Below are 14,164 nucleotides of genomic sequence, written 5' to 3'. Positions count from 1 at the left end.
CGATTATTAATCGTAAAAATTACTATTAAGGTAACGGGGTAGCGTACAGGTGAAACTCATCCGAATCTGAATGAACAGGAATAGAGGTAGCTGGGATGAAACAGGAGATCGAATTTATCAAGTTTAATCCAACACAGAATATGACGGTTTTGGTGAAAACAAGTCATCCAGCAGAGGAGTACCCACATATCGCTTCAACCATCATGTCCTACGATCATGTATATGCGGAGCAGGTCGGATTTATTGTGCCAACCCTTCAGCGCGGAGCTGCAGCACGGTTGCATATGGCCGGAGGGGAATTTTGTGGTAATGCCTGTATGGCTCTGGCTGCCTACCTTGCATCTGAACAGGCGATGGGTTCTCAAGATTATACTGAATTGCTGCTTGAGGTCTCGGGTACAGAGCAGTTGATCACCTGCCAAGTGAGGAAGCAGCTGAATGAATACTTTTGTCAGGTGACCATGCCGATTCCAAGACAGATTGAACGGCAGACCATAACGTACGAAGGCATCGATCTGGATATGATTATTGTCCGGTATGAGGAGTTCATTCATATCGTGGTGGAGGTGGACGGGTTCGATGATGGGATTCGAAAAAGAGCACAAAATCTCGCGCGTCTGCTTGGACTAACCCTGGGAGACAAACTGATTGGCATTTTGTTGTTCAATCCACGTTCCGAAGAGTTGGCTCCACTGATTTATGTTCCCGGGCTGGATAGTCTGATATGGGAAAGAGGATGCGGTTCAGGTACAGCTTCGCTTGGCGCTTACCTTGCATGGAAGACAGGAAGAGAGATTACTGCCCGAATTAAACAGCCGGGAGGTTCAATCAACGTCGTGGCCCGGTTCGCTGAACACGGGCTGGGAAGCATTCACATTGAGGGTTCTGTCGGTATTGTGGCACAGGGGAAAGCTTTTATTGATGTACAACAGATGGACATGAATAAGGGGGAAACACATGAATACGGTCGTGGATTTTACCAGACAGTTGAATGATTTTCTGAATACCTTTGAACAACTTGCCCGGAAATACGATCATTCCATTCAACATGCAGAACAGATGGAGCTGGCCATCAATGCCTATTCCCAGTGGATCACCGATAAGCGCCATGAGTCGTTCTGGGCAGAGAAGGAGCATGAGGAAGGCACCGGGTTCACACAGCTTGTACTGGATTTAAGGCACCAATCTTCCCGCTGTGTAGCGATCATGGAGAAATATCGGGCATTGAAGCTGCAGCACGGAGAAGTGGAGATTGCGGATTATTTCAAAAATATTGAGGAATGCATTGAGAAGGAATTCGGCAGTTTCCATGTGACTTCAGACTCCAAGGTGCTTCTGATCGGATCGGGAGCATTTCCAATGACTCCCCTGCTTATCGCCAGAAGGACGGGGGCACAGGTGGTAGGCATTGATATTGATGAAGAGGCGATCGGGTTAGGCCGGACGGTTGTGAATACATTGGGGGCCGGTCTCCGCATCCATTTGCAGAAGGCATCTGTTCACGAGCTCGATTTTACGAAAGAAGCCACGCATATCATTTTCAGTTCCACAGTCGCCATGAAGTATGACATCCTGGATCAGCTTCATTCGCTCACCAATGAACACGTTGTTGTTGCGATGAGATACGGCAATGGATTGAAGTCCTTGTTCAATTATCCCCAGCAGGAGACGGATCCGCTGAAATGGCGAATGGTGGATAACATTTTGCGTCCACACGATGTGTTTGATATTGCACTGTACCAGAAAGCGTTGCAGGTCGGATGAAGGAGGCGGATAGGGTGGATTTTGAACGAGTCTTAATCATGGGAACCGGACCTGCATCCGTTCAATTAGCTGTACTGTTCAAGAAACAACGAGGGTCCTATATTGGCATAGCTGGAAGGCAATCGGTCAGATCGGATGAGTTCTTCAGCTCATTGAAACAATATGACCAGCAGATTCGCGTAAGTGTTCAGAATGAGAAGCACCGGATCGTGGAAGGCGAGTGTAGGGTGGATGAGGTTTTTACAGAGTACAGCCGGATTGAAGGCAGCTGGGATACGCTGATTCTTGCTGTCACGACAGATGCTTATGTTCAGGTATTAAGTCAGATGAATCCGGACGTCCTGCAGCAAGTCCGGTGCATCGTGCTGGTATCTCCCACATTTGGATCGAACCGGCTGGTTCATCAGTATGTAAGTGAGCTAGGCTACATGCTCGAAGTGATTAGTTTTTCCACCTATTGTGGGGATACGCGATGGGCGGATCGTCAGCCCTCCAATCATGTCGTGACAACCGGAGTGAAGAAAAAACTGTATATCGGTTCCACACGAACCCCTTCAGAAGCAGTGAACGAATTATGCAAAATGGTTGAACAGCTCGGAGTGGTAATGGAAGTGATGGCCTCCCCGTTTGAGGCGGAGACGCGAAACATCTCGCTGTATGTGCATCCGGCGTTATTCATGAATGACTTTTCTTTAAACGCGATCTTTGGAAATGCTGACGTTCAGACGTATGTCTACAAGCTCTACCCGGAAGGGCCTATCAACCAATATCTCATTCGGGATATGCTCGCAGGATGGAAAGAAATCATGAGGATAACAGACAAGTTGAACATAAGGCCGCTCAACCTCCTTCAATTCATGACGGACGATAACTATCCGGTTCATTTGCAGAGTTTATCGCGCTCTGATATCGAAGAATTTGTCGATTTGCAGGACATACATCAGGAGTATTTGCTGTACATACGGTATACCTCTTTACTGATTGACCCTTTCTCGCAGCCGGACGAACAAGGGAAATATTTTGACTTTTCGGCCGTGCCATTCCGGAAGATGTTCATCAATCACGAAGGACAGCTTGAGATCCCAAGGATGCCCCAGGAAGATTATTACCGCATCAAAATCATTCAGGGCATTGCAAGGCATCTCCGGGTGGACTGCCCTACCATAGACAAATTCATCGCAACCTATGAGAACAAACTGGTGCAAGTGGCACAGGAACAGAGAGAGCTGCCGTTATCCAGCGCATTTCAGATCCGGACGTTTGCTGGTGATCTGAACATGATCTGTGTAGGACTTGAAATTTATCATCAGGAGGAAACGTTGTGAAAAAGGGAAGATCCGGTATGGGCTTAAGTATTATATTTGCGCTGGTGTTGGTCCTATTGGCCGGTTGCGGCGAGAAGGGAACTGCACAGACGGGGGCAGCAGAAGGTGAGAAGAAGACGGATCTGATCTATGCTTCCGCCAAGGATATTAATGATATGAATCCTCATTTGTATACAGGCTCCATGCCTGCTCAAGGTATGGTATATGAGTCATTGGTAGAGAACACGGCAGATGGCATTCAGCCCTTGCTTGCGGAATCATGGGATATTTCCGAGGACGGTAAGGTCTATACCTTTCATTTGCGAAAAGACGTGAAATTCCAGGACGGAGAACCGTTCAATGCCGAGGCGGTCAAGGCTAACTTTGATGCGGTCCAGGCCAATAGTGAGAAACATGCGTGGATTAAGCTGTCTACCAAAATTGTGAGTACAAATGTCATTGATGAACACACCGTGGAATTGGTGCTGTCCAGTACCTATTATCCGACATTGGTGGAATTATCCATGACCAGACCCTATGTGTTCATTTCTCCCAAAGACATGATCAATGGCGGGACCAAAGATGGTGTGAATGGTTACCATGGAACAGGGCCATACATGCTTACAGAGCACAAGGTGGATGAAAATGCGACGTTTGTTGCAAATGAAAACTATTGGGGTGGCAAACCTGAAATTCAAAAAATTGTAGCCAAAGTTCTCCCGGCTGGAGAGACAACGTTTCTGGCTTTGCAAAAAGGCGAAATTGACTTCGTGTTTACCGATGACCGGGGTGCCGACAGTATTGATGTTCATGCGATGAATCAACTGGCTGAATCAGGGGAGTATCAGGTGATACGAAGTGAACCGATGAACACGAGCATCATTGCGGCCAACAGCAGCAAAAAGGATAACCCCGTCAGTGAAACAGCCGTTCGGGAAGCCATTTGGCATGCCATTGATCGGGACACCATCAGCAACGACATCTTTGAGGGAACACAGACCCCTGCCCAGACCCTATTCTCTTCCAATGTGAATTACGCCGACGTGGAATTGAAGACACGACCTTACGATGTAAGGACTGCAGAGAAGCTGCTGGATGAAGCGGGCTGGCGTGTAGGCAGTGGTGCTGCTGTACGAACCAAAGAAGGGCAAGAGCTGAAGATGGATTTGTATTATGACAGCAATTCCTCTACGCAGAAAACACAGGCTGAATATATTCAAAATGAATTGAAAAATATCGGTATCCAGCTTTCGATCATCGGCGAAGAATCCTCCTCCATCGCTAACCGAAGATCAACGGGCGAGTATGATCTGCTGTTCAATCAAACGTGGGGACTGGCTTATGATCCTCAGAGCACCATTTCGGCTTTTGCCTCCAGCTCAGCCTATCTGCATACAACAAGCGGGATGGCTGGTGCCAAGGACATGTACGCCAAGATTGAAGACGTGATGGTTTCCACCGATGAAAATACAAGGAAAGCGCTGTATGCTGACATCATGAGGATGGTTCATGAGGAGGCCGTGTTTATCCCTCTAACCAACGGAAGCATGACGATCGTGGCACCCAAAAATCTGGATGGCATTGCGTTTAAGCAGACCCAATTTGAGCTGCCATTTGAGCGAATGAAATTTCAATAGGGTCCATTGGATTTTGTGTGGAAAAGGAGATGGATATGGGGAGTTTTATCGTCAAACGGATTCTGCTCGCAATACCCCTGCTGCTGATTATTTCGTTTCTAACCTTTGTTCTGATCAATCTGTCACCGCTGGATCCTGCCGTTGTTGTGCTGCAGGCGCAGGAAGTTCCGCAGATTACCGACGAGTTAATTGCGCAGACCAAGGCGGAGCTCGGCATGGATCGGCCGTTTATGATTCAATACGGGAACTGGCTGCTGGCCTGCCTTCAGCTGGACTTTGGCGAGTCTTATGTGACCGGAAATTCCGTCTGGTCCCTGATTGGCCCGGCATTTGTGAACACGCTCAAATTAACGCTGATATCTTCTGTTTTCATTATCCTCTTCTCGATCCTGTTGGGTGTGATCTGTGCGATGAGGGAAGGGAAAATGATGGATAAGTCCGTGCGGGGCTTCTCCTTTCTGCTCACGGCGATACCTTCCTACTGGCTTGCAGCTATGCTGATCTGGTACTTCTCGGTCAAGCTTGATCTGCTGCCCACCAGCGGAATGGATTCACCACAGAACTATATTCTTCCGGTCATTGTCATTACGGTAAGTTATGTAGGTATCTACTTCAGGAGCGTCAGAAGTTCCATGCTTAACAATTTAAACGAAGATTATGTTCTATACGCGCGAGCCAGCGGAATCCCCGAGAGAAAGGTAACACTGCATATCTTGCGGAATTCGCTGCAGGTGTCCTTTTCCATCTTTTGTATGGCCATCCCTATTGTACTTGGAAGCACGGTTGTGATTGAAAATGTGTTTGCCTGGCCAGGTCTGGGCCGATTAAGCGTCAGATCCATCCTGAGCCGGGATTTTCCGATTATCCAGGCGTACGTGCTTATTCTGGCTGTCACATTTGTGCTGTTTAATACGCTTTCCGATATCGTGAACGCGGCACTGAATCCCAAGCTCAGAAAGGAATTCGAATGAGAAACCTTCGTCATTTAAGCCAGGATAAGCTCGCCATGGTGTCTCTTGCTTTTATCGTGGTGATGATCGTTGCTGGCGTTCTTGCGCCCTTGTTTGCACCGCATGATCCCGAAGAAGTGAACATGAAGCTCAGATACGCATCAGCATCGTGGTCGTATCTCCTTGGCAATGATCATCTGGGCAGATGTGTGTTGTCACGGCTGATCTATGGCATTCGGCCAAGTGTACTGTGGGTTTTGGTTGCTCTGCTGGCTTCTGTTCTTCTGGGGGCACTCGTGGGGTTCATCTCTGGTTACTTCAAAGGAAAAACCGACGCCATCCTCATGAGGATCTGTGATATTATGCTTTCTTTTCCGGGATACGTGATGACGCTTGCGGTAGTCGGCATTTTGGGCGCTGGTCTTGAAAATATTCTGATCGCCTTTGTGGTCATGAAATGGGCATGGTTTGCCCGGGTTATTCGTACATCGGTCATGCAATATTCCGAGATGGATTATGTGAGATTCGCCAGGGCTTCGGGAATCAGCCACCTGCGCATCATTCACAAGCACATTCTGCCCGTTACCTTTTCCGATATTGCTGTCATTTCGAGCAGTTCCATTTGCTCCATGATCCTGCAAATTTCCGGGCTGTCATTTCTCGGATTGGGCGTTCAGGCACCGCAAGCCGAGTGGGGCATGATGCTGAATGAGGCCAGAGAAGTCATGTTCTCCAGGCCAGAGCTAATGCTTGCGCCAGGTCTTGCGATTGTATTGGTCGTATCAGCATTCAATTTTCTGTCCGATGCGCTGCAAGTGGCGCTTGACCCCAAATTGATGACGTCCAAACCGGGCGGCAAGCTTCGCGGAAGGAAGAGAGGTGAACAGGTCTCTTATGAATATATTGGAAGTTGAGCAGCTGCGAATATGGGATGCCCTTACGGAAGAAGTCATCGTGCCCAATAGTTCATTCCAGTTGAAGCAAGGTGAGTGCCTGGCCATTGTAGGGGAAAGTGGGAGTGGCAAGTCGATGACATGCAGGTCCATCATGCGCCTGAATAAACCAGCCATCCGGCAGTCCGGCCGGATTCTGTTCCAAGGGGTAGATCTGAACCAGCTCACGGAGCAGGACATGCGCAAAAAAAGGGGCCGGAATCTGTGCATGATTCTCCAGAACGGAATGAGTGCATTTGACCCTTCCTGTGTGATCGGCGTTCATCTGAAAGAGACCCTTCATGCGCATTACGGATGGAATGCCAAGGAAGTCGAGCAGAACATGAAATCGGCCATGGAACGGGTCATGCTGAGAAATCCGGTGCACATCATGAATCAATATCCTCACCAGCTGTCAGGAGGCATGCTGCAGCGAATCATGATTGCGCTGGCACTCGTGCTGGAACCGGATGTGATCATAGCGGATGAACCTACAACGGCTCTGGATACGATTTCCCAATACGAGGTGGTCGAGCAGCTGATCCAATTGCGGGAACGAATGGGATGCTCCATGATCTTTGTTTCGCATGATCTTGGAGTCGTACGAAAGATCGCGGATGAGGTTCTGATCATGAAGGATGGACATATTGTGGAGTCGGGCAGCATTCACTCCGTCTTTTCGAAACCGCAGCACCCGTATACACAGTTCTTGGTGTCCACCCGCCGGGAGCTGAGCAATCATTTCAGGCAATTGATGCAGGAGGAACAGCATATTGCTAAACGTTGACCATGTTCATAAATCCTATCCACTAGGCGGCTTGTTTTCCGGAGGCCGAAAATCCGTTCTGCATGATGTCAGTTTTGAATGCTCGCGCGGAGAATGCCTGGGTATCATCGGGGAGAGCGGGAGTGGAAAGTCCACCTTGGGCAGACTGATTTTGGGGATGGAACGCCCGGAGCAAGGAAAGATTTTGCTCGAAGGCAGATCTGTGCTGGACAGAAAGGCGAGAAGGGGCCGGATCAGTGCCGTTTTTCAGGATTACAAGTCGTCGATCAATCCGTTTTTTACGGTCGAGGAAGCCATTATGGAACCATTGCGCCTACAAAAAAAGAACCCGGAAGGCCATGCCCATTCGCTCAAAATCGATGTGCTGCTTAGCCAGGTTGGGCTGGATAACTCATATCGCTCCAGATATCCGCATGAATTGTCAGGGGGAGAAGTGCAGCGGGTTTGTATTGCCAGGGCCATCTCAACAGAGCCTCAGTGCATTGTGCTGGACGAAGCAATCAGTTCACTGGATGTATCGGTTCAGACTCAGGTGCTCCATGTGCTGAAAGAGCTGAAGGAGATCTATCAGCTGACCTATATATTCATCACCCACGATATCCAGGCAGCGGCTTATATCTGTGACAGAGTGGTCATTTTCAGGGAGGGTCGCATCGAAGAAATGGTGCCTATCGAGCAGCTGAGAACCGTGAAGTCCGAGTATGCGAGAAAGCTGCTGGATCATTTAATTACTTTCTAAAGGAGAACACACCGTGAGTGGAGCATTGTCATGGCCTTTTCTACGTTTATATCTATTGACGCTCTTATACTTTAGCGCTAACGCCATCCTCAATGTCATCATCCCTTTAAGAGGTGAATCATTGGGGGCAGGCAGCACTGTCATTGGTCTCGTCATGGGAGCATACATGTTCACAACGATGTTTTTCAGGCCATGGGCAGGTCAAATTATCCAAAAGCATGGCCCGATCAGGATACTTCGAATCATTCTGATTCTGAATGGGCTGGCGCTAATCCTGTATACCTTTACGGGATTGGGCGGCTATTTCGTAGCTCGGGCCCTGCAAGGTGTGTCTACTGCCTTTTTCTCCATGGCGCTCCAGATCGGCATCATTGATGCATTACCAGAAAAGGATCGTTCACAGGGGATCTCATACTATTCCCTCTTTTCCTATATTCCGGGCATTGCCGGGCCGGTGCTTGCTCTGGGACTGTGGAATGCGGGCGGAATGGATTATTTCTCCATCTTCATGATTGGGATTGCCATGATAACGGGGCTGTTTGGTTACAGTATCCGGATGGACAAGACGAAGGAATCAGAGATCGATACAACACAGGATAAGACTGGACAGAAGTTCGGTATGCTGGCTTCCTTCGGGGAGCTGATCCGAAATCCGTTTTTGTTCAAATGCAGTGTCATTATGCTCATCTCGTCGATTGTGTTCGGTGCCATAACTGCGTTTATTCCGCTGTACGCTCCACAATTGAATCACGGAAATGCCGGCGTGTTTCTGATGATTCAGGCTGCGGTGGTCGTGGTTGCCCGTATTGCGCTTAGAAAAAAAATCCCGTCGGACGGAACATGGCACTCTTCATTTATGATGGGAACGATGCTGCTGCTGACACTCGCTGCTGCGTGCGTAGGACTGTCCATTCAGACAGGTGCAATCCTATTTTATCTGGGCGCGGGACTCATGGGTATTGCACAGGCCATCGTGTATCCAACGCTGACGACCTATCTGTCTTTTGTCCTGCCACAGACGAACCGCAACGTGCTCATTGGTTTATTCATTGCAACGGCCGATTTGGGCGTTTCGCTTGGGGGTGTCGTTATGGGACCGGTTGCTGATCTGTTTTCTTTTTCCTGGATGTATTTGATATGTGCAGTACTTGGAGCGCTGATGATTGTTTTTGCGTATGACCGTAGGGGACTATTGTCAGCGATGAGATAGCAGGAAGGCTGATGCGGAAGCGTCGGTTTTTTTCTGTTGTTTCATTATAAGCATACGAAGTACGCATACAAATTCATTGACAAGACAAGCGGTATACGATAAATTGTCCTTTTAATCATAATAATTACGATTATTTGACTTGTCTGTTCTGGCAATTGTGAGAAAGTGGGGACAAACTTTTGGATGCTTCTGCAAACAATCATGGCAAATTAAATCCGGTCTCTTTTTCCTTTATCCGGTTTTATATGCTGGCTTTTTTATTTTTTGCCGCAAATTCGGCCTTAACGATTATTCTTCCACTGAGAAGTGAGGCAGCAGGATTGAGTCAGGCCGAAATTGGCCTCATGATGGGAGCTTACATGTTCACGTGTATGCTTCTGAGGCCGCTGGCTGCACAGCTTCTGGGGAAACATGGTCCCCTCCGGGTCATGCAATGGCTGCTTCTTCTGCATGCCATAACGCTGGTGCTTTTCATGATCGGTGATGTGGAAGCTTACCTCTGGCTGCGGGCATTGCAAGGTGTGGCGACTGCGTTCTTCTCCATGACCATGCAGGCTGGCATTGTGGAAAAGCTCGAAGACAAGGACCGCGCACAGGGACTATCCATGTATACACTCTTTACGATGGTTCCCTCTCTCGTTGTTCCCATACTGGCGATACAAATCTGGGAAAGTGCCCGCGAGATATGGTTTACGGTCCTCATGATTGGTTTGGCTGTATTGCCACTTCTGATCGGATATCGCGTAGATCTGCCCAGGCGTACGGTGCAAAATCAGTCATATACGCTAAGGGACATGATCCGCTCCTTTCGTGGTATTTGGCGCAGTACACCGCTGTTGATCAGCAGTGCAGTCATGCTGTTTGCTTCCTGCGTATTCGGAGCAACGGCGACGTTTCTTCCGCTGTATATGGTATCGACGGGACTTGCGAGTGCCGGGGTGTTTTTAACGATCCAGGGACTGGTTGTTATTCTATGCCGATTTATGCTGCGCAAAAAAATACCTTCCGACGGCAGCTGGAATACCTGGCTAATTGCGGGATTACTGCTGTGTGCAGCTTTGGGAACCCAGATGCTCGCGCTGCTGGAGCTCATTGGTCCACTGGTCTATTTGTCCGCGGTGTTTAGTGGTTTTGCCCTGGCACTCATGTATCCCACATTAACGACGTACCTGTCCTTCGTGCTCCCTGCCGATTCCAGGTATGTATTGATGGGCATATTTATGTCCTCCTACGATCTGGGCTTCTCCTTGGGCGGACTCGCCATGGGTTTGATTGTTCAGAGCAGCTCCTATTCCACGATGTTTACGATCTGTACGTTACTTTCCTTGGTTGCCATGATGCTGGTCGTCATATTTAGAAAACGGATGGAATCAGGGAATAGAGAAAGGCTCTCTATTGCAAACTGAGGAAGGTCTCTGTACAGGCAATGCATTTTTATGTGCTGATTTTCACGACTCGTGCTTGACTGACTTAGGCTGCTATTCGGATGCAAAAGTTAAATGGCTTACGGACTGGATTTTTCGGGACGCATCATGATGATGTGAACTGCCGGAACCAGATCGTAGGTCTTTTTTTTACAAAAATGATTTGACAAGAGAAGCCAACAGGATTATAGTCATTGTTGTTAATCGTAATAATTACTAATAAGGCCAATAACAGATTGGCTGTTACTATAAGGAGCAGATCGAAATGACACAAAAGCAAGTTCCGGTAACGGTCCTCAGCGGTTACCTTGGTTCAGGTAAAACGACGGTCCTTAATCATGTACTGCACAATCGGCAGGGGCTTAAGGTAGCCGTCATTGTGAATGACATGAGTGAGGTGAACATTGACGCAGCGCTGGTCAAGGGAGAAGCCACGTTGTCAAGAACGGAAGAGAAGCTGGTTGAGCTATCCAATGGCTGCATCTGCTGCACGCTGCGGGATGATCTAATGCAGGAGATCGAGAATCTGGTGAACGAAGGCCGGTTCGATTATATCCTGATTGAATCCACGGGCATCAGTGAGCCTGTTCCGGTAGCGCAGACCTTTACATACGCCGATGAAGAGTCGGGGATTGATCTGACCCGTCTGGCGAAGCTGGATTGCCTGGTAACGGTGGTGGATGCCAACCGGTTCTGGCATGATTTTGCCTCAGGACAGAGCCTTCTGGATCGGAGTCAGGCAGCAGGAGAGGAAGATACCCGAGACGTGGTGGATTTGCTGATTGACCAGATTGAGACGTGTGATGTCCTGCTGCTGAACAAATGTGATCTGGTCGATGACGTGGAGCTGAACAAGCTTGAAGGTATCATCCGTAAACTTCAGCCCCATGCCAAGATTATTCGAACCGTGAAGGGACAGGTGAATCCTGCTGAGATTTTGAATACCGGTCTCTTTGATTTTGAAAAAGCGAGCATGTCGGCCGGATGGATTCAGGAGCTGGAAAAAGAATCACACACCCCCGAGACGGAAGAGTACGGAATTGGCTCCTTCGTGTACCGTCGCAGGAAGCCATTCCATCCCGCACGTCTGGCTGAGTTCATGAGCTACTGGCCGGAAGAGGTCGTTCGTGCCAAAGGCCTGGTTTGGCTGGCGGCTGAAGGAGATCTAGCAGCAAGCCTGAGCCAGGCGGGGCCTTCCATTCAGTTTGGACCTGCCGGACATTGGGTCGCGGCCTTGCCGGAAGCGGACAAGGAATTGATTTTTCGCACCGAGCCGGATGTCCTGGACAAATGGGATGCCCAGTGGGGAGACCGCCAGACCGAGCTGGTGATGATCGGGATTGAGATGGAGCGTCACATGATTGAGGATGAGCTGGACCAGTGCCTGCTCAGTGATGAGGAGATGCAAGCCGACTGGGGAGGGTTTGATAATCCGCTGCCGTGGCCCGTTGAACCCGTCTGATCGGATGAAGGTTCTGTAGTTGGAATTGTAAGGTGTAACATGTTCAAAAAAAATCGTAGAGGAGCTGTAAATGATGGCCAAAAAATCAAAAGTCGTACGTGAAAAACAGCGTCAGGCAACGGTAGCCAAGTACGCAGAGCTGCGCCGGGAGCTGAAGGAAAAAGGAGATTATGAAGCGTTGCAGAAGCTGCCGCGTAACGCCTCTCCAACGAGACTGAAAAATCGCTGTGAACTGACAGGACGTCCAAGAGGATATTTACGCAAATTCAAGGTTTCACGAATTGTCTTCCGCGAACTGGCCCATCTGGGACAGATTCCGGGTGTGACCAAGTCCAGCTGGTAACGCAGAGGACATTCATTTTGGCAAATGAAAGGCTGTGAACTGATATGCTGGACTCGTTTACCATTCGAAGAATTCAGTCACTCATGAATGGGTATATTCACGAGAAGGTGCCTGCACCACTCCGCACGATGGTGAAGCTGACCTATGTGATGAATAACGACGAGCTCATTCTTACGGAGGAAAGGCCAGCGGGTGAAAGGTATCAATGGGATGTGCTGCCGAACGCCCGGTTTCATTGGGAAGGTGAACAATGGAAGGTATATGCCAAGGATGAATCTAGCAGCTGGAATGCTGTAGACGTTATTGAGCCTTGTCTCGACTTTGAGGATTTGCTCGAACAAGTTGAACGGGATGAGACGGGCATATTCTGGCGCTGAGTCCAACCAATGCAGAGCTGAAATAACCTGTCTCTGGTTCTACGAAGTGACTCTGGATTGATGATGGAGAAGCAGGCTCTATTATAGATGTAGTAATAGGAAAGGCGCCGTGCAGATGCAGCGGCGTCTTTTGCTTGGGTATTGCATGAATAAGGTGATATGTGCCTTGGCAGGATAGTTGAACAAGATTCATCAATATGATCTGTATATCCATTAAATGATGTGACGATAATGTCACACTGAAATGAATATTGTTATGCTAATCGATGGGAATATATAGTCATTCACCCTTATACTTGAACTTGCTAAGCGAGTTTATTTCGTAAAGGGGATATCTTCTATGACTGATCCAATAAAAGCAATCATACTTGGGATAATAGAAGGGTTAACTGAATTCTTACCCGTATCGTCTACTGGCCATCTTATTTTAGCAGGCAATCTACTTGACTTTGAGGGAGACGCGGCAATAACCTTTAAAATTGTTATACAGCTGGGTGCGGTGATGGCAGTTCTAATTCTTTATTGGAAAAGGTATATGGAGATTGGGACAAACTTAATTAAAATGGATTTTTCAGCAAGTAAAGGATTAAACGTAATACATATGATTTTGGCTATGATACCAGCGTTAATCGTATATCTTCTACTAAAGGACACTATAAAAAGTCAATTATTCGGCCCTACACCTGTCTTATTTGGTTTAATTGCTGGTGGCTTATTAATGATCATCGCAGCACGGAGTAAGAGAACTACCAGGGTTGACACAATGGATAGGATTAGTTACAAACAGGCTTTTGGGATTGGCTTATTCCAATGTCTGGCCTTGTGGCCGGGTTTTTCGAGATCAGGTTCGACGATTTCAGGTGGCCTTTTGCTCGGTACTAGCCAAAAAGCTGCAGCAGATTTTACATTCATTATTTCTGTACCTGTTATGTTTGGTGCTACCTTGTTGGACTTATACGATAGCATCGATCTACTTCATTTAGACGATATGTATCTGATGTTAATTGGATTTATGACATCCTTCCTTGTGGCTATGATTGCGGTAGTAACGTTTATTAGATTGATCAAGCGACTTCGATTGGAGTGGTTTGCTCTATATCGTTTTGTATTAGCAGTTCTTTTCTATTTAATTGTCATACTGTAACTTTAAACTTCAATCTAACGGGCAGGTTATTTTAAAGTCATTCGATATGAACCTTATCACAGGTAAGGGTTTTTTGTGCACATTTATCAAT

14 protein-coding genes are annotated in these 14,164 nt (G+C 47.9%); all 14 read left to right on the top strand.

Annotation, left to right across the window (positions count from 1 at the left end; translation table 11 throughout):
* The first annotated feature begins 95 nt into the window (after positions 1 to 95).
* Entirely contained in the window at positions 96 to 995 is a 900-nt protein-coding gene (locus AC3WQ3_RS08685; protein WP_492471991.1) for a histidine racemase CntK family protein, read from the top strand.
* On the top strand, positions 958 to 1,764 hold the full coding sequence (locus tag AC3WQ3_RS08680; RefSeq protein WP_492471990.1) for a nicotianamine synthase family protein: 807 nt from the start codon (positions 958 to 960) through the stop codon (positions 1,762 to 1,764). The genes AC3WQ3_RS08685 and AC3WQ3_RS08680 overlap by 38 nt, the downstream gene beginning before the upstream one ends.
* A gap of 38 nt (positions 1,765 to 1,802) precedes the next feature.
* Complete coding sequence (locus AC3WQ3_RS08675; RefSeq protein ID WP_492472060.1) at positions 1,803 to 3,089, top strand: opine metallophore biosynthesis dehydrogenase; 1,287 nt, start codon at positions 1,803 to 1,805, stop codon at positions 3,087 to 3,089.
* Positions 3,090 to 3,106: 17 nt separating this feature from the next.
* Positions 3,107 to 4,705, top strand: coding sequence for a staphylopine-dependent metal ABC transporter substrate-binding lipoprotein (gene cntA / locus AC3WQ3_RS08670; protein ID WP_492472058.1), 1,599 nt, complete (start codon positions 3,107 to 3,109; stop codon positions 4,703 to 4,705).
* A 35-nt stretch (positions 4,706 to 4,740) separates the two neighbouring features.
* Positions 4,741 to 5,676 (top strand): nickel/cobalt ABC transporter permease, encoded by a 936-nt coding sequence (gene opp1B, locus AC3WQ3_RS08665; RefSeq protein WP_492471989.1) that lies wholly within the window; start codon positions 4,741 to 4,743, stop codon positions 5,674 to 5,676.
* Positions 5,673 to 6,569, top strand: a complete 897-nt coding sequence (gene cntC / locus AC3WQ3_RS08660; protein ID WP_154896362.1) for a staphylopine uptake ABC transporter permease subunit CntC — start codon at positions 5,673 to 5,675, stop codon at positions 6,567 to 6,569. Before opp1B ends, cntC begins: the two co-directional genes overlap by 4 nt.
* On the top strand, positions 6,550 to 7,374 hold the full coding sequence (gene cntD, locus AC3WQ3_RS08655; RefSeq protein ID WP_492471988.1) for a staphylopine uptake ABC transporter ATP-binding protein CntD: 825 nt from the start codon (positions 6,550 to 6,552) through the stop codon (positions 7,372 to 7,374). Before cntC ends, cntD begins: the two co-directional genes overlap by 20 nt.
* Entirely contained in the window at positions 7,361 to 8,113 is a 753-nt protein-coding gene (locus tag AC3WQ3_RS08650; protein WP_154896360.1) for an ABC transporter ATP-binding protein, read from the top strand. Before cntD ends, AC3WQ3_RS08650 begins: the two co-directional genes overlap by 14 nt.
* A 13-nt stretch (positions 8,114 to 8,126) precedes the next feature.
* Positions 8,127 to 9,323 carry a staphylopine family metallophore export MFS transporter CntE gene (gene cntE, locus AC3WQ3_RS08645; RefSeq protein ID WP_492471987.1) on the top strand — a complete coding sequence of 399 codons (1,197 nt, stop codon included), beginning with the start codon at positions 8,127 to 8,129 and terminating at the stop codon, positions 9,321 to 9,323.
* Between the two features lie 179 nt (positions 9,324 to 9,502).
* A complete protein-coding gene (gene cntE / locus AC3WQ3_RS08640) occupies positions 9,503 to 10,729 on the top strand; it encodes a staphylopine family metallophore export MFS transporter CntE (RefSeq protein ID WP_492471986.1) in 1,227 nt (408 codons plus the stop codon).
* Between the two features lie 283 nt (positions 10,730 to 11,012).
* Positions 11,013 to 12,209, top strand: coding sequence for a GTP-binding protein (locus AC3WQ3_RS08635; RefSeq protein ID WP_492471985.1), 1,197 nt, complete (start codon positions 11,013 to 11,015; stop codon positions 12,207 to 12,209).
* A 73-nt stretch (positions 12,210 to 12,282) separates the two neighbouring features.
* A complete protein-coding gene (rpsN, locus tag AC3WQ3_RS08630) occupies positions 12,283 to 12,552 on the top strand; it encodes a 30S ribosomal protein S14 (RefSeq protein ID WP_492471984.1) in 270 nt (89 codons plus the stop codon).
* A 44-nt stretch (positions 12,553 to 12,596) separates the two neighbouring features.
* Positions 12,597 to 12,929 carry a DUF3024 domain-containing protein gene (locus AC3WQ3_RS08625; RefSeq protein WP_492471983.1) on the top strand — a complete coding sequence of 111 codons (333 nt, stop codon included), beginning with the start codon at positions 12,597 to 12,599 and terminating at the stop codon, positions 12,927 to 12,929.
* Between the two features lie 340 nt (positions 12,930 to 13,269).
* The gene (locus AC3WQ3_RS08620; RefSeq protein ID WP_492471981.1) at positions 13,270 to 14,073 is read left to right on the top strand and encodes an undecaprenyl-diphosphate phosphatase; all 804 of its coding nucleotides are present in this window, start codon (positions 13,270 to 13,272) and stop codon (positions 14,071 to 14,073) included.
* Positions 14,074 to 14,164: the final 91 nt, after the last annotated feature.

The organism is Paenibacillus sp. FW104-T2 (assembly GCF_058789975.1).
Note: the sequence above shows the minus strand (reverse complement) of the source record. Positions and strands in the feature narration are given on the sequence as shown.

Coding starts and splice junctions, on each gene's coding strand:
- AC3WQ3_RS08685 (WP_492471991.1), top strand. CDS start 96: ATGAAACAGGAGATCGAATTTATCAAGTTTAATCCAACACAGAATATG.
- AC3WQ3_RS08680 (WP_492471990.1), top strand. CDS start 958: ATGAATACGGTCGTGGATTTTACCAGACAGTTGAATGATTTTCTGAAT.
- AC3WQ3_RS08675 (WP_492472060.1), top strand. CDS start 1,803: ATGGGAACCGGACCTGCATCCGTTCAATTAGCTGTACTGTTCAAGAAA.
- cntA (WP_492472058.1), top strand. CDS start 3,107: ATGGGCTTAAGTATTATATTTGCGCTGGTGTTGGTCCTATTGGCCGGT.
- opp1B (WP_492471989.1), top strand. CDS start 4,741: ATGGGGAGTTTTATCGTCAAACGGATTCTGCTCGCAATACCCCTGCTG.
- cntC (WP_154896362.1), top strand. CDS start 5,673: ATGAGAAACCTTCGTCATTTAAGCCAGGATAAGCTCGCCATGGTGTCT.
- cntD (WP_492471988.1), top strand. CDS start 6,550: ATGAATATATTGGAAGTTGAGCAGCTGCGAATATGGGATGCCCTTACG.
- AC3WQ3_RS08635 (WP_492471985.1), top strand. CDS start 11,013: ATGACACAAAAGCAAGTTCCGGTAACGGTCCTCAGCGGTTACCTTGGT.
- rpsN (WP_492471984.1), top strand. CDS start 12,283: ATGGCCAAAAAATCAAAAGTCGTACGTGAAAAACAGCGTCAGGCAACG.
- AC3WQ3_RS08625 (WP_492471983.1), top strand. CDS start 12,597: ATGCTGGACTCGTTTACCATTCGAAGAATTCAGTCACTCATGAATGGG.
- AC3WQ3_RS08620 (WP_492471981.1), top strand. CDS start 13,270: ATGACTGATCCAATAAAAGCAATCATACTTGGGATAATAGAAGGGTTA.